Source organism: Cryobacterium sp. CG_9.6 (assembly GCF_029893365.1).
In the GTDB taxonomy this organism is placed as follows: Bacteria; Actinomycetota; Actinomycetes; order Actinomycetales; family Microbacteriaceae; genus Cryobacterium.
Map to the genome: position 1 here is coordinate 960,103 of NZ_JARXUZ010000001.1, position 20,476 is coordinate 980,578.

A 20,476-nucleotide genomic window follows, 5' to 3' on the forward strand; every position below is an offset into this window, starting at 1 on the left:
TCACTGTACCTGGGTGACTCGCCCAAGGTGAAAGTTGTGCCCTCGTGGCACGGCGAAGCTCTCAGGCAGCAGCGACAGAGGGGGAGTTCCCTCGAGGCTCAACCGAGCCTCGGTGAACCATGTCCGGCCTCGGCCGGCTTGCCCCGGAGAACTCATGACCTCGGTCGAACCCCACGCGGAAGCGCGATTCTCACCCCTGCATCAGGCTCACGTCGATCTGGGGGCTAGCTTCACCGACTTCGCGGGGTGGCAGATGCCGGTGCGTTATTCCAGCGATCTCGCCGAACACCACGCCGTCCGCACCGCAGCCGGCATCTTCGACCTCTCGCACATGGCCGAGATTCGGGTGACAGGACCGGATGCCGGTGCCTACCTGGATTACGCCTTCGCCGGTCGACTCTCCGCGATCGCACTCATGCAGGCCAAGTACAGCCTGCTGCTCACCGAAGGCGGGGGCATCGTCGATGACGTCGTGGTCTATCGCCTCGCCGACACCGAGTTCCTGGTGGTGGCCAATGCCGGCAATCGCTTCCCCGCCCTCGCCGCCATGCAGGCCCGCGCCACCCGTTTTGAGGTGACCGTCGCGGATGAAAGCGACGATGTTGCCCTCATCGCCGTGCAGGGTCCACACGCGCGTGCCATCCTGAATGAGACTGCGGGCTTCAAGGCCGGGGGCGACATGATCGCCCTCGGCTATTACCGCGCCATGAACGGTGCCTTCAACGGAACCGCGCTCTTCATCGCTCGCACCGGGTACACCGGCGAAGACGGCTTCGAAGTATACGTTCCCAATGCGCAGGCCGTTGAGCTGTGGAATGCCATCGTCGTGGCCGGTGCCGATCATGGCCTCGTTCCCGCCGGGCTCGCGAGCCGCGACACGCTTCGACTCGAGGCGGGCATGCCGCTCTACGGCCACGAGCTCAACCTGAACATCTACCCAGCCCAGGCCGGCCTCGGCCGCGTGGTAAACCTTGCCAAGGACACCGATTTCATCGGACGCACCGCGAGCGAGGAGGGCCCCAGTGCCACCGCCCCGGTTCTCGTGGGCCTCATCGCCCAGGGCAAGCGCGCAGGTCGCGCGGGGTACACCGTGTACGCCACACCGGACTCCGCCGACGCCGCGGGAGAGATCACCAGCGGCGCCCTCTCACCCACCCTCGGGTACCCCATCGCCATGGCCTACGTCACGCCCCCGCTGGCCCGCCTCGGCACCGAGGTGTACGTCGACGTTCGTGGCACCCGCATTCCGGCCACCGTCGCCTCCCTCCCCTTCTATTCCCGCAAGAAATAGCCACCCCTCGTCGAAAGGCTTTCCCATGACTGACAAATCTGAACTCCAGTACACCGCCGACCACGAGTGGGTGCTCATCGAGGGCGACATCGCCACCGTCGGCATCAGCGCCTACGCAGCCGAGAAGCTTGGAGACGTGGTCTTCGTCGAGCTGCCCGAGGTGGGCAGCTCGGTCGCCGGCGGCACCGTCGTCGGCGAGATTGAGTCGACCAAGTCGGTTGGCGAACTCTTTGCTCCCGTGAACGGAACCGTCACCGCCATCAACGACGCCGTGGTCGACAGTCCCGAACTCGTCAACAGCGACCCGTTCGGTGAGGGCTGGCTCATCAAGGTGGAATTCACCGAGCTGCCCACACTTCTGAGCTTCGCCGAATATTCCACCCTCATCGGGGAGTAGACCATGAACACCCTCATCGTGAACCAGACTTCAGGCACCACCACCACCCGCGCCACAACGGGCGAGGGTTCGCCCGCGTTCAGCGAACGCCACATCGGCACGGATGCCGCGGCGCAGTCCCACATGCTCGCCACCCTCGGCTACGACTCGGTCGAGGCGCTGGTGGCTGCAGCCGTTCCCGGCTCCATCCACTCCGACCTGTTCCGCACCGACGGTGACAACACGCTGCCTCCCTCCGCCACCGAGCCGGAAGCCATCGCCGAACTGCGGCGCATCGCCGGCCTCAACACGGTCAAGCGGTCCATGATCGGACTCGGCTACTACGACACCTTCACGCCCGCCGTAATCAAGCGCAACGTGTTCGAAAACCCGAGCTGGTACACGGCCTACACGCCTTACCAGCCGGAAATCTCCCAGGGTCGCCTCGAAGCCGTCATCAACTTTCAGACCATGGTGTCCGACCTCACCGGGCTCACGACCGCCAACGCGTCGATGCTTGACGAGTCCACGGCCGTCGTGGAGGGCATGCTTCTCGCCCTGCGCGCTTTCAAGGGGTCATCGCGCCGCTTCATCATTGACGCCGACGCGCTTCCGCAGACGCAAGCGCTGCTGGCCAACCGCGCTGATGCGCTTGGAATCCAGCTCGATATCCTGCCGCTCACGGAGACCACCACCGCGGCCGATCTCGGCGAATTCTTCGGCATCTTCGTGCAGTACCCCGCGGCATCCGGTCGGGTCTGGAACCCGGCCGGCGTGATCTCGCTGGCCCACGAGCAGAAGGCACTCGCCATCGTGGCAGCCGACCTGCTCGCCCTGACGCTGATCGCATCACCCGGCGACCTGGGCGCCGACGTTGCCGTGGGCTCCAGCCAGCGCTTCGGCGTCCCCATGGGGTTTGGTGGTCCGCATGCCGGCTACATGGCCGTGCGCAAGGGACTCGAACGCCAGCTGCCCGGTCGACTCGTGGGTGTGAGCATCGATGCCGAGGGGCGCCCGGCCTACCGCCTGGCCCTGCAGGTGCGCGAGCAGCACATTCGCCGCGACAAGGCCACGTCCAACATCTGCACCGCACAGGTGCTGCTCGCCGTGATGGCCGGCATGTACGCCGTGTATCACGGACCAGAGGGCCTGCGCCGGATCGCGACCGAGGTGCACGAACGTGCCGGTCAGCTGGCCGCGGCCCTCCGTGCCACCGGCGCCGAGATCGTGCATGAGAGTTTCTTCGACACCATTCAGGTGCGCGTTCCCGGCCGTGCCGCAGCCCTCGTGGAGCGCGCCGCGACGAGCGGGTACAACCTGCGCCTCGTCGACGAGAACACCATTGGCCTCGCGGTAGACGAGACCACGACACCGGGTGAACTCGCCCATATTGTGCAGGTTTTTGGCGGCAGTGACGCCTTTGGCCACGTGGACCTCAGCGTGGTTGATGCGGGCCTGCCGGCCGAGCTCGCCCGCACGAGCGCGTATCTCGAGCACCTGGTCTTCAACACCCACCGCTCCGAGACCAGCATGATGCGCTACCTCAAGCGCCTCGCCGACGCTGACTATGCACTCGACCGGGGCATGATTCCGCTGGGCTCCTGCACCATGAAGCTCAACGCCGCGAGCGAGATGGAGGCGGTGAGCTGGCCTGAATTCGGTGGCCTGCATCCGTTTGCTCCGCGCGCCGACGTGGAGGGTTACCTGCTTCTTGTTCGTCAGCTCGAGACCTGGCTCACGGATGTCACCGGGTACCACTCCGTGTCGCTGCAGCCGAACGCGGGCAGCCAGGGCGAGCTTGCTGGCCTTCTCGCGATCACGGGCTATCACCGCTCCCGCGGAGACGAATCGCGCACCATTTGCCTTATTCCCTCGAGTGCACACGGCACGAATGCGGCATCCGCTGCCCTTGCCGGCATGCGGGTCGTGGTCGTGGCGTGCGATGAGCTGGGCAACGTGGATCTCGACGACCTGAACGCCAAGATCGCCGAGCACGCCGACAACCTCTCGGCCCTGATGATTACGTATCCCTCAACTCACGGTGTGTACGAGCACGAGGTGGCCACCATCTGCCGCGCCGTGCACGATGCCGGCGGACAGGTGTATGTGGACGGCGCGAACCTGAACGCACTGCTCGGGTTCGCCCGGTACGGCGATTTCGGTGGCGACGTGTCGCACCTCAACCTGCACAAGACGTTCTGCATCCCGCACGGCGGTGGCGGACCGGGCGTGGGTCCGGTTGCGGCCAAGTCCCACCTGGCACCTTTCTTGCCGGGACACCCGATGGCCCAGAGTGACGAGCACTACATGCTGTTGCCCGACGGCACGGCCGGCACCATTCGCCACGAGGGCGGGCCGGTTTCCGGCGCTCCGTACGGCAGCCCGAGCATCCTGCCCATTTCGTGGGCATACGTGCGCATGATGGGTGCGGAGGGTCTGAAGAAGGCCACCGGCGCAGCCGTGCTCGCGGCCAACTATGTGGCTAAGCGACTCTCGGACGCCTACCCGCTGCTGTATTCGGGGGCCAACGGTCTGGTCGCACACGAGTGCATCCTCGACCTGCGTCCGTTGACGGCCGAAACGGGTGTCACCGTAGACGACGTGGCCAAGCGCCTCATCGACTACGGCTTCCACTCGCCCACCATGAGCTTCCCGGTGGGAGGAACGCTCATGGTTGAACCCACGGAGAGCGAAGACCTCGGCGAGATCGACCGCTTCATTACCGCGATGCTCGCCATCCGTGCCGAAGCGGATTCCGTGGCCGCCGGCGTGTGGCCGGCCCACGATAACCCGTTGCACAACGCCCCGCACACCGCGCAATCGGTGATCGAGGGGGAGTGGGAGCACCCGTACGACCGGGCAACGGCCGTGTATCCGGTGCGTTCACTTGTGGCGCACAAGTACTGGCCGCCGGTGCGTCGCATCGACAACGCCTTTGGCGACCGTAACCTGGTCTGTTCCTGCCCGCCTCCCGAGGCGTTCGAGGACTAGCCCGCTGCCGCTGGTCGCCCCCCCCCTTTCGCTGGTCGAGCTTGTCGAGACCCGACCAGCGCGGGGGCAGCCAGGCGTCAGGCGGGGGCCAGCAGGCCGGGCCACCAGGCCAGCGCCAGGGGGTAGCCCACGAAGGAGAGAATGTCGAGCAGCCAGTGGGTGACCACCAGCGGCATCGTGCGGCCCCAGCGGTTGTAGCACCAGCCGAAGACCACGCCCATGGCCACGTTTCCAAAAAACGGCCCGATGCCCTGATACAGGTGGTAGCTGCCGCGCAGCACGGCCGACGACAGAATGATCGTCCACGTTGACCACCCCAGCTGTCGCAGTCGGGTAAACAGGTACCCCACCACGATCACTTCCTCCACCAGCGCGCTCCGCAGTGCCGAGAACACCAGAATCGGGATCGTCCACCAGAATGTGTCGATCGGCGACGGCACGACCGCTACCGTAAACCCAAACGCGCGGCCGGCCAGGTACAGTCCCAGCCCCGGAATACCAATCAGCAGCAGTAGCCCCACACCGCGCAGCACATCCCGTCCCGGTTGTGTGAAGTCCAGCCCCAGGTCTCGAAACGGGCTGCGCCCGGGAACCCACAGCAGGTAGAGCACCAGCGCCACGGCCACCAGCCCGAAGGTGATCCCCAGAAACTGGTACGTGAAGTCCAGCCACTCTCGGGGCGACTGAGAGCCGTTAAGCGTCGCAGACTGTTCCGACAGTGGGGTGGTGTCGGTGAGTCGAGCCACGATCGACACCAGCGAATACACAGCGGATGCCCCGAGCGAGAGCCCCAGCACGATCGCAATTTCCCAGTACAGCCGGGCCGTGCGCGCGGTTGGGGACGTTTCGCTCATCCCCTCATCCTGCCAGTCCACACCTCGACGCAGAGCGGCGTGAGCTGCAGGGAATGCTGCCCAAACGGAATTTCATGCACATATTGTGTATTTTCGGTGAATTTGGCGCAGATTATGGGCGTCAAATGTTTCACCTAGGTAACGGTTCCGCCGCAGGTGCCAAGATTCACCACGGCCCCAATTAGGGTCTAACATAACCAGAGCGTCCGCGCGCTTACAAGCTGCTGCGGCGTTTACCTTTTTCACTGGAGGAAAATTGAGAATCAAGAGACTCGGCGTTGTCGCCATTGCTCTCGCCGCTGTGGGAGCACTTACGCTCGCCGGTTGCGCCAGCGGAACCACAGAACCTGCAGCAGGCGGCGACGCTGCGGCCATCGTTACGACCAATGGCTCCGAACCGCAGAACCCGTTGATCCCCACCAACACCACCGAGACCGGTGGCGGCAAGATCGTCACCTCGCTCTTCGCTGGACTGGTGTCCTACACTTCCACGGGTGAGATCGAGAACGAGGTTGCCGAGTCCATCGAATCCGATGACGCGACCAACTGGACAGTGACCCTCGAAGACGGCTGGACCTTCTCCAACGGCGATCCGGTCACCTCCTCCTCGTTCGTTGACGCCTGGAACTACGGTGCGCTTCTGAGTAACGCTCAGAGCTCTTCCTATTTCTTCGATGACATTGCCGGCTTCAGCTACGACACCGATGCTGAGCTGAGCGGCCTGACGGTCGTCGACGATAAGACCTTCACTGTGGAGCTCGCTTCACCTGAGGCCGACTGGCCGCTGCGTCTCGGCTACACGGCATTCTCGCCGCTGCCCGAGGTGGCCTTCACCGACATGGAAGCATTCGGCGAGAACCCCATCGGTAACGGTCCGTACATGTTTGCGGCTGACGGTGCATGGCAGCACGACGTGCAGGTCGACCTCGTGACAAACCCCGAGTATGACGGTGTGCGCAAGCCCGTCAACGGCGGCCTCAGCATCGTCTTCTATGCCTCGCTGGACTCGGCATACGCCGACGCGCAGGGTGGAAACCTCGACGTTCTCGATGCCGTCCCCGACTCGGCATTCGCGACGTACCAGAGTGACTTCCCGGACCGCTTCGTGAACCAGCCGGCCGCAATTTTCCAGGCATTCAACATGCCGTACTACCTCGAACACTGGAGTGGCGAAGAGGGCACGCTGCGTCGCGCCGCGATCTCCATGTCCATTGACCGTGCGCAGATCACCGATGTCATCTTCCAGGGCACGCGCACTCCGGCCACCGACTTCACCTCGCCGGTTATTGACGGCTACTCCGATTCCCTCGCGGGTTCAGAGGTTCTCGAGTACAACCCCGAAGAGGCCGTTGCCAAGTGGGCTGAGGCTGACGCCATCTCCCCGTACACCGGCACGTTCGACATCGCCTACAACGCCGACGGTGGCCACCAGGCTTGGGTTGACGCCGTTGTGAACAGTGTCAAGAACACGCTGGGAATCGACGCCGTTGGCAAGCCATACCCCACGTTCGCTGCCGCAATCGACGACCGTGAGAACCAGAAGCTGACCGGTGCCACGCGCGCCGGCTGGCAGGCAGATTACCCCTCCATGTACAACTTCCTCGCGCCGCTCTACCAGACCGGTGCCGGATCGAACTACGAGGGTTACAGCAGCGAAGCATTCGACACCCTGCTCAAGGAGGGTGCTGCCGCTTCGAACGTTGAAGACGCAACCGCCAAGTACATCGAGGCTCAGGAAGTCCTCCTCGAGGACCTTCCGACCATTCCGCTGTGGTACTCGAACGTAGCTGGCGTCTGGTCTGAAAGCGTCAACGATGTTGTCTTCGGTTGGGATTCCGTCCCGCTGTATAGCCAGATCACGAAGAACTAGCACGATAAGAACGGGTACGAACGTAAGATTTACCTAAGAGACGAAATGCCCGGGGGCTGCGGCCCCCGGGCATTTCAGTCGTTAGACTCCTTGAATGATTGAGATGTTCATGCATATTTGTTCCATCGTGGGAACCTGATGCTCTGGTATACCGGCAAACGTCTGCTTCAGATGATTCCCGTATTCTTCGGAGCCACGTTCCTCATCTACTTCATGGTTTTCTCCTTACCCGGAGATCCCATCACCGCGCTGTACGGAGACCGTCCACCGGCACCGGCCGTGATCGAACAGATCCGCGCCGAATTCAACCTCGACAAACCTTTCTTGGTTCAGTATTTCCTCTACATCACGGGTTTCCTGCAGGGTGACCTCGGAACGACGTTCTCCGGACGTGCCGTTTCCGATGTCATGGCGCAGGCCTTCCCGATTACCGCTCGCCTTGCTCTGCTGGCGCTGGCCATGGAAGCCGTTTTCGGCATCGTGGTTGGTCTGGTTGCCGGGCTGCGAAAAGGCAAGATTTTTGACGCGAGCGCGCTTGTGGTCAGCCTGCTGCTGATCAGCGTGCCCACGTTCGTCATTGGTTTCGTGCTGCAGTATGTGTTCGCGATCCAGCTCGGCTGGGCACGCACCACGGTGAGTGGTGATGCGCCGCTAAGCGAGCTCATTCTGCCCGCTATTGTTCTGGCATCTGTGTCGTTTGCGTACATTGTGCGACTGACGCGGGCCAGCGTGTCCGACAACCTCAACGCAGACTTCGTGCGCACCGCGACGGCAAAGGGGCTGTCGCGTCCCCGGGTTGTCACGGTGCACGTGCTCCGCAACTCTCTCGTTCCCGTGGTGACCTTCCTCGGAGTGGACCTTGGTTCCCTCATGGTTGGCGCCATCGTGACCGAGGGAATCTTCAACATCAACGGTGTGGGTGGCACGGTCTACAAGGCAATCAGGCTCGGCGAAGGACCCACGGTAGTGTCCTTCGTCGCCGTCATGGTTGTCATTTTCGTCGTTGCCAACCTGCTCGTCGACCTGCTGTACGCAGCTCTGGACCCGAGGATTCGCTATGCCAAGTAAAGACACCCGAGTGCAGCCGCATTTTGTCGCCGCACTCGAAGACACCCCCATCGTTGCGGTCGACCGACTCGATGAATCTCAGAAGGCCCGGAGCACCTGGACGGATGCCTGGGAATCCATGCGCCGCCGCCCCACCTTCTGGATCTCCTCCGTGTTGATCCTGTTCATCGTGGTTGTTGCGCTGTTCCCGTCGCTGTTCACCCAGACCAGCCCGACCGCGTGTGACCTCTCAAACAGCAACGGGGACCCGTCCGCGGGACACCCGTTCGGTTTCAACCGCCAGGGTTGCGACATCTACGCACGAGTGATCTTCGGTACCCAGGCATCCATCACCGTGGGGCTGCTCGCCACCCTCATGGTGACAATCTTCGGCCTGATCATTGGAGCACTCGCGGGTTACTACGGTGGGTTCCTTGACGCGGTGGTCTCGCGTGTTGGTGATATCTTCTTCGCCGTTCCGACCGTGCTGGGCGCCATCGTGCTGCTGTCGGTGCTGCCTGAGCGAACTCCCATCATCATTGCCTTCGTGCTGTTCATCTTCGCCTGGCCGCAGATTGCCCGCATCATGCGTGGTGCCGTGCTGTCGTCACGGAGTTCCGACTATGTCACCGCTTCGACCGCCCTCGGCGTGTCCAAGTTCACCATTTTGCTGCGCCATGTTGTTCCCAACTCGATCACGCCCGTGATTGTGGTGGCCACGGTGTCTCTTGGAACGTTTATTGTTGCCGAGGCGACCCTGTCGTTCCTGGGTATTGGTCTCGGATCCGACATCATGTCGTGGGGTCGTGACATTGCCGAGGCGCAGACCTCCATTAGAACGGACCCTCAGGTGCTCATGTACCCGGCAGCCGCCCTGTCGGTGACGGTGCTGTCGTTCCTTATGCTCGGCGACGTTGTACGCGACGCCCTTGATCCCGAAGCGAGGGCCCGCCGATGACTCAAGTCGACAGCGAAACCGTTACTGCCACAGTGTCCGATTCCAACGAACCGCTCCTTCAGATCCGTGACCTCGAGGTGGGGTTCCAGACCCAGTATGGTCTCGTACCCGCCGTTCGTGGCGTAAGTCTCACCCTGTACGCGGGCCAGACGCTTGCCATCGTCGGTGAATCCGGCTCGGGCAAGACCACCACCGCCCAGGCCATCATCAATCTGCTTGCCGGAACTGGCAAGGTCACCGCTGGCGAGATCCTCTTTGAGGGTCGGGATCTGACCAAGCTGTCCGCGAAAGAGATTCAGGACGTGCGTGGTCGACTCATCGGCTACGTTCCTCAGGATCCGATGAGCAACCTCAACCCGGTCTGGAACATCGGATTCCAGGTAGAGGAAGCCATCAAGGCCAACAACGTTGCTCAGGGCAAAGCGGCACGTGCGCGCACCATTGAGGTGCTGCAGGAAGCCGGCCTGAGCGATGCGGCGGACCGCCTCAAGCAGTTCCCGCACCAGTTCTCGGGTGGAATGCGTCAGCGCGTGCTGATCGGTATCGGACTGTCGGCACGTCCGAAACTGCTTATCGCGGACGAGCCTACTTCTGCGCTGGACGTCACCGTGCAGCGTCAGATTCTTGATCACCTGGGTACGCTGACGCGCGACTACGGCACCTCGGTTCTGTTCATCACGCACGACCTCGGTCTTGCTGCCGAGCGCGCGGAGCAGCTTGTGGTGATGTACAAGGGCAAGATCGTGGAGTCGGGGCCGTCGCAGGAGATTCTGGCCAACCCCCAGCATCCGTACACTCAACGTCTGGTGGCCGCAGCACCGAGTCTCGCGTCGCGCCGGATCCAGTCCAAGAAGCACCCGGAATCAGGGGCTGCGGAGATCTACTCTCCGGGATCGCTGGACACCGGTCTTATCTCTCGCGCCGCGGTGCGGGAAGAGACCGCGCCCACGAAGGACTTCATCTCGGTTCAGGGCGTCTCTAAGATCTACCGCATTCGTCAGGGCGGCCTCAAATCCAGCGAACTGCTCGCCGTAAACGACGTGTCGTTCGGTGTGAAGCAGGGCACGACCACGGCCATCGTGGGAGAGTCAGGCTCGGGTAAATCGACGGTGGCAAAGCTCATTCTGCAGCTGGAGAGCATCTCGAGTGGTCGGATCGAGTTTGATGGTCAGGATGTGGCGGGGCTCCGCGGCAAGGATCTGCTCAAGTTCCGTCGCCGCGTGCAGCCCGTGTTCCAGGACCCCTACGGTTCCCTTGACCCGCAGTACAACGTGGGTAACACCATTGCGGAGCCGCTGTTGGCGCACAAGATTGGCACCAAGAAGGAGCGTCAAGCACGAGTTCTGGAACTCCTCGATCAGGTGTCTCTGCCGGCGGCGAGTCAGTTCCGGTATCCGAGCGAACTGTCGGGAGGGCAGCGACAGCGCATTGCTGTCGCGCGTGCGCTGGCTCTCAAGCCCGACGTTCTCGTGCTCGATGAGGCCGTGTCGGCCCTCGACGTTCTCGTTCAGGGGCAGGTGCTTGATCTGCTCACCGAGCTGCAGAGCGAACTCGGACTGACGTACGTATTCATCACCCACGACCTCGCGGTCGTGCGCCTCGTCGCCGATAACGTGTGCGTCATGCAAAAGGGACGCATTGTCGAGGCGGCCACGACCGACGAAGTCTTCGACAACCCGAAGATGGAGTACACGCAGGAACTCCTGTCGGCCATCCCCGGTGCCAACTTCGCGTTCGGCAAGTAAGCCGCAGGCTCGGGGCTCGGGGCTCGGGGCACGGTGTGACAGTGTAAAACTGTCACGCCGTGCCCTTTTTTGTGCCGCGACTGCCCAGAGCGCCACGCACGAGATAGTACTCTGGGCCTCCTGAATCGGAATTATGGCGCGAAACGGGTCCGGAATGCAATCATCTTGCAGAGAAAGTCAGAATTAATAAATTTCGGTTAAGGCTCTGTAACGTTTCGATGTCTTTGTCGTCACACACGTGTTTTTCTCCCTAGGGTCATATCAAACCACGCACGGCGCTGGGGGAATTGGCCAGCGTCGGTGCACCCTGCACAGGAGGAAACATGAGAATTCGACGCATCGGGGCACTCGTTGCCACCGTCGGCGCCACCGCTCTCGTCCTGTCCGGCTGCTCGGCCCCTGCGGCCGAGTCCGGACTCGACGAAGGAACGTCCGTCAATGTGGCGTGGAACCAAGCGTTCTACTCGTATAACGGGGCGACGTCGTTTGGTAACGCCACCGCCAACAACAACATCATTTACATGACCAACGACTGGTTCAACTACTACGACAACACCCCTGAGCTGCAGAAGAATGAATCCTTCGGAAGCTACGAGTTGGTGTCCGAAGATCCGCTCACGGTCAAGTACACCATTGCTGATGGTGTCACCTGGTCTGACGGAACCGACGTCGATGCCGCCGACCTCCTCCTCGACTGGGCTGCCAACTCTCGAAGCCTCGACACCCCCGATTTCGACCCTGCCGACTTCACCGACCCTGATACTGGCGAGTTCACGGATGCCTTCCCGACGGACGTCGTGTACTTCGACTCGGGTGCCCAGCCGGATTCCGGTCTTGGTCTGGTGCAGGACGTACCAACCATCAGCGATGACGGCATGTCCATGACCATGGTTTACAGCTCTCCCTACGTCGACTGGGAGCTCGCGCTTCCGAGCGCCCTCCCCGCCCACGTTGTAGGCAAGAACGCGTTGGAACTCACGGACAATGCCGAGGCTAAGGATGCCGTTCTCGCGGCAATCGAAGACGGTGACGCTGCTGCACTCGCACCGATCTCCACGTTCTGGAACTCCGGATTCAACTTCACCGAGCTTCCGAGCGACCCCGAACTCTTCCTCGGCACCGGCCCGTACACGATTTCAGCCTTCGTGGCCGACCAGTACATCACCCTGACGGCGAACCCGGACTATGAGGGGCAGAACACGCCGTCGATAGAGGAGATCACGGTTCGATTCATTACCGATCCGCTCGCGGCCGTGCAGGCACTTCAGAACGGTGACGTCGACGTGATCTCGCCTCAGGCAACGTCAGACCTCGTCACCGCACTCGACGGGGTAGAGAACGTAACCGTCATCAAGGGTGTTGAAGGCACCTACGAGCACATTGACCTTCAGGTAGACCAGTCCAAGAGCGGCGTCTTCAACGACCCGCTGGTGCGTGAGGCCTTCATGAAGGTCATTCCTCGCCAGGAGATTCTCGACAAGCTGATCAAGCCCATTGTTGGTGAAGATGCCGCACTTCGTGGTTCGCAGATCCTTGTTCCTGGTTCTGCCGGATATGACGAGTCTGTCGCCGCCAACGGCTCGGAAGCGTATGCCGATGTCGACGTTGCCGGCGCTACTGAGCTGCTGGCCCAGGCCGGCGTGGCCAGCCCCGAGGTCTGCATCCTGTATGCATCGAACAACCCGCGCCGCGTCAACGAGTTCCAGTTGATCCAGACCTCGGCAGCACTTGCCGGCTTCAACGTGACCGACTGTGGCAGCACCGAATGGGGCGGCCTCCTCGGCACCCCTGCGTCCTACGACGCCTCACTGTTCGGTTGGCAGTCCACGAGCCTCGGAGTCACGAGCTCAGGACCCACATTTGAAACCGGCGGCATCAACAACCTGAACTTCTTCAGTAACGCTGAGGTTGATTCGGTCATCAAGGAGCTGAACGGCGAGTTCGATCTGGACAAGCAGATCACTCTTCAGCAGGAACTCGACAAGCTGCTCTGGGATAACTACTACGGCGTCACCCTGTTCCAGTTCCCCGGAGTCACAGCGTTCAGTGACAAGGTCGAGGGTATTGAGCCGTCCATTCTGGCTCCGACCATCTTCTGGAATGTGTGGGATTGGAAGCTCGCAGCCGCCTAGGGGGTAGCTGCACCGCTAAAGATTGCTGAGTACAAGGGCGCCGGGGCCAACAGGTCCCGGCGCCTACGCCCGACTACGAGCTAGGTTGCCACAACTTATGGCTTCATTCATTACCCGCCGCCTCATCGCAGCATTCTTTGTTCTGTTAGCCGCAACGTTCTTGATGTATATCTTGGTGGCCTTGTCCGGGGATCCGCTTCAAGAACTTCGGGAGGGAAACGCACCGAACAAGATCCAGTTGATGGAATCGTTGACAGCGCGCCTCAATCTTGATGTTCCCCCCGTTTTTCGCTACTTCCTCTGGCTCGGCGGCGTCGCCGGGTGCTTCATTGGACAGTGTGACCTGGGAGTCAATGTTCAGGGCCTGCCCGTACTGACGCTCCTGCAGCAGGCAATGGGATCAACACTGCAGTTGGTCACCGGCGCCCAGATCATCGCCATCATCGTTGGGCTGATCGTGGGCATCACCACCGCTTTGCGCCAATACAGCGGTTACGACTACTCGGTCACGTTCGCATCCTTTCTCTTCTTCTCACTTCCCATCTTCTGGGTCGCCGTTCTGCTCAAGCAGTACACCGCGATTGGCTTCAACGACTGGTTGGCCGATCCACAGATCGGGATTCCCCTGCTCATCGGGATATCCGTGGTCTCCGGGCTGCTCTGGATGTCCCTCCTCGGGGGCGCACCACGGCGACGGCTCATTACCCTCGCGGTGGCGACCGTGTCCACGGGAGCGCTCCTCACCTACTTTGAGCTGTCGAACTGGTTCACGACGCCGAGCGTGGGAATTGTCGGTGTGGCCGTCACGGCCATAGCGACCGCGGTGGGAATCACGGCGATCTCGGTGGGAATCAAGGACTCCCACGCCCTGCGCGGCGCACTGGTGACGGCGGGTCTGGGGATTGCGCTGTACTACCCGATGACCTTTTACGTATTCCGTGGCATGTCGCTCCCGCTCTTTCTGGGCCTCGCCGTGGGTGCGATCGTGGTGGGTGGCGGTATTGGCTACGTGCTCGGCGGGCGTGATCGGTGGCAATCCGCACGAACGTCGGCAATCGTCTCCCTCATCGTGGCGGCTGTCATTGCGCTGGACGGCTTCCTGCTCTACTGGAACGCCTATTTCAACTCCTCGCGGGTGAACGGACGGCCGATGGCAACCATCGGCTCGGAAACGCCGAACCTAGGTGGTAATTTCTGGATCCAGGGTATTGATACCTTCACGCATCTGCTCCTTCCGACCATAGCCATCATCCTGATCTCCTTCGCCAGCCTGACGCGGTATACGCGCGCCAGCATGCTGGAGGTCATGAATCAGGACTACATCCGCACGGCACGTTCCAAGGGCCTGACGCAGCGAACCGTTGTGGTGCGACACGCGCTCCGGAACGCACTGATCCCCATCTCGACAGTGATTGCCCTAGACCTCGGTGCTCTCATCGGTGGCGCGGTGATCACGGAGTCCGTCTTTGGCTGGAGTGGCATGGGGCAGCTCTTCCTGAATGGCCTGCGGGCCATCGATCCCAATCCGGTGATGGCGTTTTTCCTGATCACCGGTCTGTTGGCTGTCGTTTTCAATCTCATTGCCGACCTGCTCTATGCGTCGCTTGATCCAAGAATCAGGGTGTCCTCATGACTGTTCTCAACACCGCGGGAGGTCCGTCGCCGGCCCTCGAGCCCGGGGAGCAAACGTCGATCGAGTTGCGCGAGACGATCGGTCTGAGCCAGGGCCAGATTGTGCGCAAGCGCTTCTTTCACCACAAGGGTGCCGTTATTTCCATCGTCGTGCTCGCGTTCGTGATCGTGCTCGCGTTCAGTTCGGTTGGAATCCACGTCTGGGGCTTCAGTACGTCCGGATGGTGGATGTGGAACTGGAATGCCACGCCGCCCCTGATCAATCGTGGAACGCCCACGCTCAACCTCATCCCGGGTGAAGGGTTTGGAATCGGCCCGCATCCCTTCGGTCAAGACGAGATTGGCAAGGACATCTTCGCTCTCGTGATGCGCGGGGCTCAACAATCCATCATGATCATGGTGCTCGTAGGCGTGGTGGGAACCGCACTTGGAGTTCTGATCGGAGCCATTGCCGGGTACTACCGCGGCTTTGCCGACTCCGTGCTGATGCGCATCACCGACGTCATCATCACCATTCCGTTTCTCGTCATCGGCGCTGTTGTCGGTCGTTCGGTGGGCGGTTTTGGCGCGGTTGTGCTGGGCATCATGCTGGGCTTCTTCGCCTGGACGGGCCTCGCACGCCTCGTGCGTGGGGAGTTCCTCTCCCTGCGTGAGCGTGAGTTCGTGGACGCGGCTCGAGTATCGGGTGCCAGTGACGCCCGCATCATTTTCAAGCACATTCTGCCCAACTCGGTCGGAGTGATCATTGTGAGTGCGACCCTGTTGATGGCCGGTGCCATTCTTGCCGAGACCGCCCTCAGCTACCTTGGCTTTGGCGTGCAGAGTCCCGACACCTCACTCGGCGTAATCGTCTCTCAAAACCAGGCCGCCTTTGGTACTCGTCCGTGGCTGTTTTGGTGGCCCGGTGTGTTCATTATCGTGATCGCACTGACCGTGAATTTTATTGGAGACGGCCTGCGGGATGCGTTTGATCCGCGCCAGAAGAAGATGCCCTCGCCCAGAGCACTCATCAAGGCCGACGCACGTCGCGTGCGAGCGTCGCAGCGCTCAAAGTAGGTGCCTGTGATGTGGTCAGAGCAGAATGCCGAGCGTGCTGGCCAGAAGCAGCGCGCTCAAAGTGGCGACGGTGCCCCAGTGGGTTACGACCAGAGGGGAGCCAACGATGGCGAAGTCAATCTCGTCCGCGTCGCGAAGCTCCTCCCACCGCTGGCGAATAACGAAAGCCACCTGGCCGGACGCAGTACTCACGGAATCGCCGGGTCGCACACTGCGCCCCGGCCCATAGGCCGATTCGTTGAGGTTGGCGACATCGGAGCGTTCAATGGCCAGAGAGCCTCGAACACCCGGACTCGGTGCCGCCCACACGCTGATCCGACGCTCCTTCGTGTACAGGGTCAAACTGAAGCGTGTGTCAATGCGTTCGATCTGCGGCCACTCCACGACAACAGTCTGAAAGACATTCACCACGGTGATGTGGTCGCTCACCACGATCTTGGGACGCCAGAACAGTGCGTAGGTCACAAACGTAAACAGCGCGAGCAGCCAGACCGTTCGCAGCAGGTCCACGGGGCTTCCGGTGATGGCCAGGCCGATCAGACCGGTGAGGCAAACCGCAGCAATCGCACACGTGAGGAAGCGGCCGAAGACCGGACGATATTCAAACGACTTTGTAGGCACGTGCCCAGTTTTGCAGATGGCCGCACCTTCTCGAACAGGATGAAACGCAATGACTGAAACCGCAACACCCCAGACCACCAGTGCTGTTCCCTCCGGAGCTCTTCCGGAGGTGGTTCTCGAGGTCTCGAATCTTGATGTCGACTTTTGGGTTGAGGGGGAGTTGTATCCCGCCTCGATTCAGATGAACTATGAGGTTCGGCGGGGCGAAGTCCTTGCCATCGTGGGTGAGTCCGGTTCGGGTAAAAGCACCGGGACCATGGCTCTTCTTGGCCTGCTTCCTCAGAACGCCCGGATCACCGGGTCGATCAAACTGCTCGACCACGAGCTGAACGGACTGCCCGAAAGCGAACTCCGCAAGGTGCGCGGCAACTCCGTGGCCACCATCTTTCAGGAACCCATGACCGCCTTGAACCCGGTATACACCGTCGGGTTTCAGATTTCGGAGGCGCTTCGTTCGCACTTTGATCTGTCGCCGGCCGAGGCAAAGTCGCGAGCGGTTGAACTCCTAACCATGGTGGAAATGCCCACCCCCGAGCTTTCGTACAACAAATATCCCCACCAACTGTCGGGTGGCCAGCGTCAACGCGCAATGATCGCCCAGTCGATCTCCTGCGATCCGGTGTTGCTGGTAGCGGATGAGCCCACGACGGCACTGGACGTGACGGTTCAGGCAGAGATCCTCGACCTGCTCCGCAACCTGCATAAGCGACTCGACAGCGCCATCATTCTGATCACACACGACATGGGCGTTGTCGCCGACCTCGCCGATCGGGTGCTCGTGATGAAGAACGGGTTCACGGTGGAATCCGGCACCATTGACGAAATCTTCAACCACGCGAAGCATCCGTACACCCAGCAGCTGCTGGCTGCCGTGCCTCATCTCGGTCAGGGCCTTGAGACAAGCGAACGCACACAGGTGGTGCGCGCCACCGACGTCAAACCGGTGCTTGACTTCGCACAGGTGGCCATCGACTACCCCAAACGCGGCCGGATTCCCGCCTTTCGAGCGGCCGAGGAGATCAGCCTTCAGGTCTTCCCGAAGGAGATCGTGGGCCTGGTGGGAGAGTCCGGTTCGGGCAAGACCACGCTCGGGCGCGCGGCGGTGGGGTTGCTCCCCATTGCCGAGGGCACCCTCATCTCGTGCGGTATCGACATCTCGCGTGCCAAGGGGAAAGAGCTGCGACCGCTCAGGCGAAAAGCCGGCATCGTCTTTCAAGACCCAGCGTCATCACTGAACCCGCGCATGCCGATCGGTGAATCCATCGGAGAGCCGCTGTACCTTTCGGGGGAGGCGCGCGGCAACGAACTGGACACCCGAGTGCAACATCTGCTGGAGCAGGTCGAGTTGCCCACAAGCTATCGGAACCGTTTTCCGCATGAACTGTCGGGTGGACAAAAGCAGCGGGTGGGCATTGCGCGAGCGCTCGCTCTGCATCCGGAACTGCTCATCGCTGACGAACCGACCAGTGCACTCGATGTCTCCGTGCAGGCCCGGTTTCTCGAGCTGCTGCAGGAGCTGCAGGAGAAGCTTGGTTTTGCCTGCCTGTTCATCAGTCACGACCTCGCCGTTGTCGATGCGCTCGCACATCGCATCGCGGTGATGCACAAGGGCAAACTGGTTGAGCAGGGCACAAGCGACCAAATCCTTCGGTCCCCACAGGCGGCATATACCCAACGCCTCATCAGTGCGGTTCCGGTGCCTGATCCCGCCCAGCAGCGCGCACGCCGGGAGGCCCGGCAGCTCGCGAAGCGAGAGCAGGCCGCCGCGTAGTAGTCCGCTCAGCCACCGTGGCGGGGTCGTCCCCCACGGTGTCGGTGAATGATACGGTACGATAGTCCTCGGGGTCACACTAGGGCCCCCGTTTCCATTCTTCGTCGCGCGCGAGACTATGCGGCACTCATTCTTCGTAAGGACCTATTTTTATGGCGATTGCTACACGCAATAACCTCCGAAATGTTGCAATCGTTGCTCACGTTGACCACGGCAAGACGACGCTGGTCGACGCGATGCTCAAGCAGACCGACTCGTTCGCTGACCACTCGCACGTTGAAGAGCGCGCGATGGACTCGAACGAGCTCGAGCGCGAAAAGGGCATCACGATTCTCGCCAAGAACACGGCCGTTTCGTACAAGGGCATCCACGCCAAAGAGGGCCCCATCACGATCAACGTGATCGACACCCCCGGCCACGCCGACTTCGGTGGTGAGGTCGAGCGTGGCCTCTCCATGGTTGATGGCGTCGTTCTGCTCGTTGACGCTTCTGAGGGCCCGCTGCCGCAGACCCGTTTCGTGCTGCGTAAGGCACTCGAAGCGAAGCTTCCCGTTATTCTTCTGGTCAACAAGACCGACCGTCCTGACGCTCGCATCGACGAGGTTGTGGCCGAAAGCCAGGACCTCCTCATTGGCCTCGCCAGCGACATGGCCGACGACTTCCCCGACCTCGACCTCGACGCCGTCCTCGACGTGCCCGTTGTTTACGCATCCGGTCGTAACGGCGCCGCCAGCTGGAACAAGCCCGAAGATGGCACGCTGCCGGACAACGATGACCTCGAGCCATTGTTCGACGCGATCCTCAAGCACATTCCGGCACCGACCTACGATGACCAGCACCCGCTGCAGGCGCACGTCACCAACCTCGACGCCAGCCCGTTCCTCGGCCGCCTCGCGCTGCTGCGTATCTTCAACGGCACCATCAAGAAGGGCCAGACCGTGGCCTGGGTGCAGCAGGACGGCACCGTCTCCAACGTGAAGATCACTGAGCTGCTCATCACGAAGGCGCTGGACCGCTACCCGACCGAAAGCGCCGGCCCCGGCGACATCGTTGCCGTTGCCGGTATCGAGAACATCACCATTGGTGAGACCCTCGCCGATCCCGACGACGTGCGCCCGTTGCCGACCATCACGGTCGATGACCCGGCCATCTCGATGACCATCGGTACCAACACCTCGCCCCTCATGGGCAAGATCAAGGGCCACAAGCTCACCGCCCGCATGGTCAAGGACCGCCTGGACCGCGAGCTCGTCGGTAACGTTTCGCTCAAGGTCGTCGACATCGGACGCCCGGACGCCTGGGAGGTGCAGGGTCGTGGAGAACTGGCCCTCGCCATCCTCGTCGAGCAGATGCGCCGCGAAGGCTTCGAACTCACCGTCGGCAAGCCGCAGGTAGTTGTCAAGCGCGTTGACGGCAAGATTCACGAGCCCTACGAGCACCTCACCATTGACGCACCGGAAGAGTACCTCGGCGCGATCACTCAGCTGCTCGCTGCTCGTAAGGGCCGCATGGAGAACATGGCGAACCACGGCACCGGCTGGGTCCGCATGGAGTTTATCGTTCCGTCGCGTGGTCTGATCGGCTTCCGCACGCAGTTCCTCACCGACACGCGCGGTACCGGTATCGCCAACGCGATCCTGCACGGCTACGAGGCCTGGGCCGGAACGATCAACACGCGTACCAACGGTTCGATTGTCGCCGACCGCTCTGGCGCCGTGACCCCGTTCGCGATCATCAACCTGCAGGAGCGCATGTCGTTCTTCGTGCAGCCCACCTCTGAGGTGTACGAGGGCATGGTTATTGGCGAGAACTCACGCGCCGATGACATGGACGTTAACATCACCAAGGAAAAGAAACTGACCAACATGCGTCAGTCCTCCTCCGACACGTTCGAGTCGATGACACCGCCCAAGCAGCTTTCGCTTGAGCAGTGCCTCGAATTTGCTCGTGAAGACGAGTGTGTTGAGGTTACCCCGGCTGCCGTGCGCATCCGCAAGGTAGAGCTCACCGCAGCTGCCCGCTCGCGTCAGGTATCACGCGTGAAGAAGCTCGACGGCAACTAGCCTCTCGTCGCACGATCACAACCCGCAGCCGTATGTCGGCTGCGGGTTGTGTCGTATCCGGGGTGCGGA

The 20,476-nt window shown here is 61.8% G+C and carries 14 protein-coding genes; 12 read left to right on the forward strand and 2 right to left on the reverse strand.

Annotated elements, in window-relative coordinates; all coding sequences use genetic code 11:
• Positions 1-154: 154 nt before the first annotated feature.
• Genes gcvT through gcvP form a run of 3 tightly spaced genes read left to right on the forward strand, consistent with a single transcriptional unit; the run spans position 155 to position 4,658 of the window.
• A complete protein-coding gene (gene gcvT / locus H4V99_RS04395) occupies positions 155-1,291 on the forward strand; it encodes a glycine cleavage system aminomethyltransferase GcvT (RefSeq protein ID WP_280675878.1) in 1,137 nt (378 codons plus the stop codon).
• A 25-nt stretch (positions 1,292-1,316) separates the two neighbouring features.
• The gene (gcvH, locus tag H4V99_RS04400; RefSeq protein ID WP_280675880.1) at positions 1,317-1,688 is read left to right on the forward strand and encodes a glycine cleavage system protein GcvH; all 372 of its coding nucleotides are present in this window, start codon (positions 1,317-1,319) and stop codon (positions 1,686-1,688) included.
• Between the two features lie 3 nt (positions 1,689-1,691).
• Positions 1,692-4,658, forward strand: coding sequence for an aminomethyl-transferring glycine dehydrogenase (gene gcvP, locus H4V99_RS04405; RefSeq protein WP_280675882.1), 2,967 nt, complete (start codon positions 1,692-1,694; stop codon positions 4,656-4,658).
• A 77-nt stretch (positions 4,659-4,735) separates the two neighbouring features.
• On the opposite strand, the gene H4V99_RS04410 is transcribed toward gcvP, so the two are convergent.
• Positions 4,736-5,512, reverse strand: coding sequence for a CPBP family intramembrane metalloprotease (locus tag H4V99_RS04410; protein WP_280675884.1), 777 nt, complete (start codon positions 5,510-5,512; stop codon positions 4,736-4,738).
• Between the two features lie 256 nt (positions 5,513-5,768).
• Here H4V99_RS04410 and H4V99_RS04415 point away from each other — a divergent pair, with 256 nt between their 5' ends.
• The 7 genes from H4V99_RS04415 (at position 5,769) to H4V99_RS04445 (ending at position 15,952) form a co-directional block, all read left to right on the forward strand.
• Complete coding sequence (locus H4V99_RS04415) at positions 5,769-7,382, forward strand: ABC transporter substrate-binding protein (protein ID WP_280675886.1); 1,614 nt, start codon at positions 5,769-5,771, stop codon at positions 7,380-7,382.
• Positions 7,383-7,520: 138 nt separating this feature from the next.
• Positions 7,521-8,450 (forward strand): ABC transporter permease, encoded by a 930-nt coding sequence (locus H4V99_RS04420; RefSeq protein ID WP_280675888.1) that lies wholly within the window; start codon positions 7,521-7,523, stop codon positions 8,448-8,450.
• The gene (locus H4V99_RS04425; RefSeq protein ID WP_280675889.1) at positions 8,440-9,387 is read left to right on the forward strand and encodes an ABC transporter permease; all 948 of its coding nucleotides are present in this window, start codon (positions 8,440-8,442) and stop codon (positions 9,385-9,387) included. Before H4V99_RS04420 ends, H4V99_RS04425 begins: the two co-directional genes overlap by 11 nt.
• Positions 9,384-11,132, forward strand: coding sequence for an ABC transporter ATP-binding protein (locus H4V99_RS04430; RefSeq protein WP_280675890.1), 1,749 nt, complete (start codon positions 9,384-9,386; stop codon positions 11,130-11,132). Before H4V99_RS04425 ends, H4V99_RS04430 begins: the two co-directional genes overlap by 4 nt.
• 323 nt (positions 11,133-11,455) lie before the next feature.
• Positions 11,456-13,264, forward strand: a complete 1,809-nt coding sequence (locus tag H4V99_RS04435) for an ABC transporter family substrate-binding protein (protein WP_280675891.1) — start codon at positions 11,456-11,458, stop codon at positions 13,262-13,264.
• 97 nt (positions 13,265-13,361) lie between these two features.
• Positions 13,362-14,897 (forward strand): ABC transporter permease, encoded by a 1,536-nt coding sequence (locus H4V99_RS04440; RefSeq protein WP_280675892.1) that lies wholly within the window; start codon positions 13,362-13,364, stop codon positions 14,895-14,897.
• Positions 14,894-15,952, forward strand: coding sequence for an ABC transporter permease (locus H4V99_RS04445; RefSeq protein WP_280675893.1), 1,059 nt, complete (start codon positions 14,894-14,896; stop codon positions 15,950-15,952). Before H4V99_RS04440 ends, H4V99_RS04445 begins: the two co-directional genes overlap by 4 nt.
• Before the next feature lie 15 nt (positions 15,953-15,967).
• On the opposite strand, the gene H4V99_RS04450 is transcribed toward H4V99_RS04445, so the two are convergent.
• Positions 15,968-16,573: a PH domain-containing protein gene (locus H4V99_RS04450; protein WP_280675894.1), complete on the reverse strand. Its 606-nt coding sequence runs from the start codon at positions 16,571-16,573 to the stop codon at positions 15,968-15,970.
• Positions 16,574-16,622: 49 nt separating this feature from the next.
• Between H4V99_RS04450 and H4V99_RS04455 the strand changes: the two genes are divergently transcribed.
• Together H4V99_RS04455 and typA are read left to right on the forward strand one after the other, a co-directional pair.
• Entirely contained in the window at positions 16,623-18,344 is a 1,722-nt protein-coding gene (locus tag H4V99_RS04455; RefSeq protein ID WP_280675895.1) for an ABC transporter ATP-binding protein, read from the forward strand.
• A gap of 152 nt (positions 18,345-18,496) precedes the next feature.
• Positions 18,497-20,407, forward strand: a complete 1,911-nt coding sequence (gene typA / locus H4V99_RS04460; protein WP_280675896.1) for a translational GTPase TypA — start codon at positions 18,497-18,499, stop codon at positions 20,405-20,407.
• The last annotated feature ends 69 nt before the right edge of the window (positions 20,408-20,476 follow it).

Coding starts and splice junctions, on each gene's coding strand:
- gcvT (WP_280675878.1), top strand. CDS start 155: ATGACCTCGGTCGAACCCCACGCGGAAGCGCGATTCTCACCCCTGCAT.
- gcvH (WP_280675880.1), top strand. CDS start 1,317: ATGACTGACAAATCTGAACTCCAGTACACCGCCGACCACGAGTGGGTG.
- gcvP (WP_280675882.1), top strand. CDS start 1,692: ATGAACACCCTCATCGTGAACCAGACTTCAGGCACCACCACCACCCGC.
- H4V99_RS04410 (WP_280675884.1), bottom strand. CDS start 5,512: ATGAGCGAAACGTCCCCAACCGCGCGCACGGCCCGGCTGTACTGGGAA.
- H4V99_RS04420 (WP_280675888.1), top strand. CDS start 7,521: ATGCTCTGGTATACCGGCAAACGTCTGCTTCAGATGATTCCCGTATTC.
- H4V99_RS04425 (WP_280675889.1), top strand. CDS start 8,440: ATGCCAAGTAAAGACACCCGAGTGCAGCCGCATTTTGTCGCCGCACTC.
- H4V99_RS04430 (WP_280675890.1), top strand. CDS start 9,384: ATGACTCAAGTCGACAGCGAAACCGTTACTGCCACAGTGTCCGATTCC.
- H4V99_RS04435 (WP_280675891.1), top strand. CDS start 11,456: ATGAGAATTCGACGCATCGGGGCACTCGTTGCCACCGTCGGCGCCACC.
- H4V99_RS04440 (WP_280675892.1), top strand. CDS start 13,362: ATGGCTTCATTCATTACCCGCCGCCTCATCGCAGCATTCTTTGTTCTG.
- H4V99_RS04445 (WP_280675893.1), top strand. CDS start 14,894: ATGACTGTTCTCAACACCGCGGGAGGTCCGTCGCCGGCCCTCGAGCCC.
- H4V99_RS04455 (WP_280675895.1), top strand. CDS start 16,623: ATGACTGAAACCGCAACACCCCAGACCACCAGTGCTGTTCCCTCCGGA.
- typA (WP_280675896.1), top strand. CDS start 18,497: ATGGCGATTGCTACACGCAATAACCTCCGAAATGTTGCAATCGTTGCT.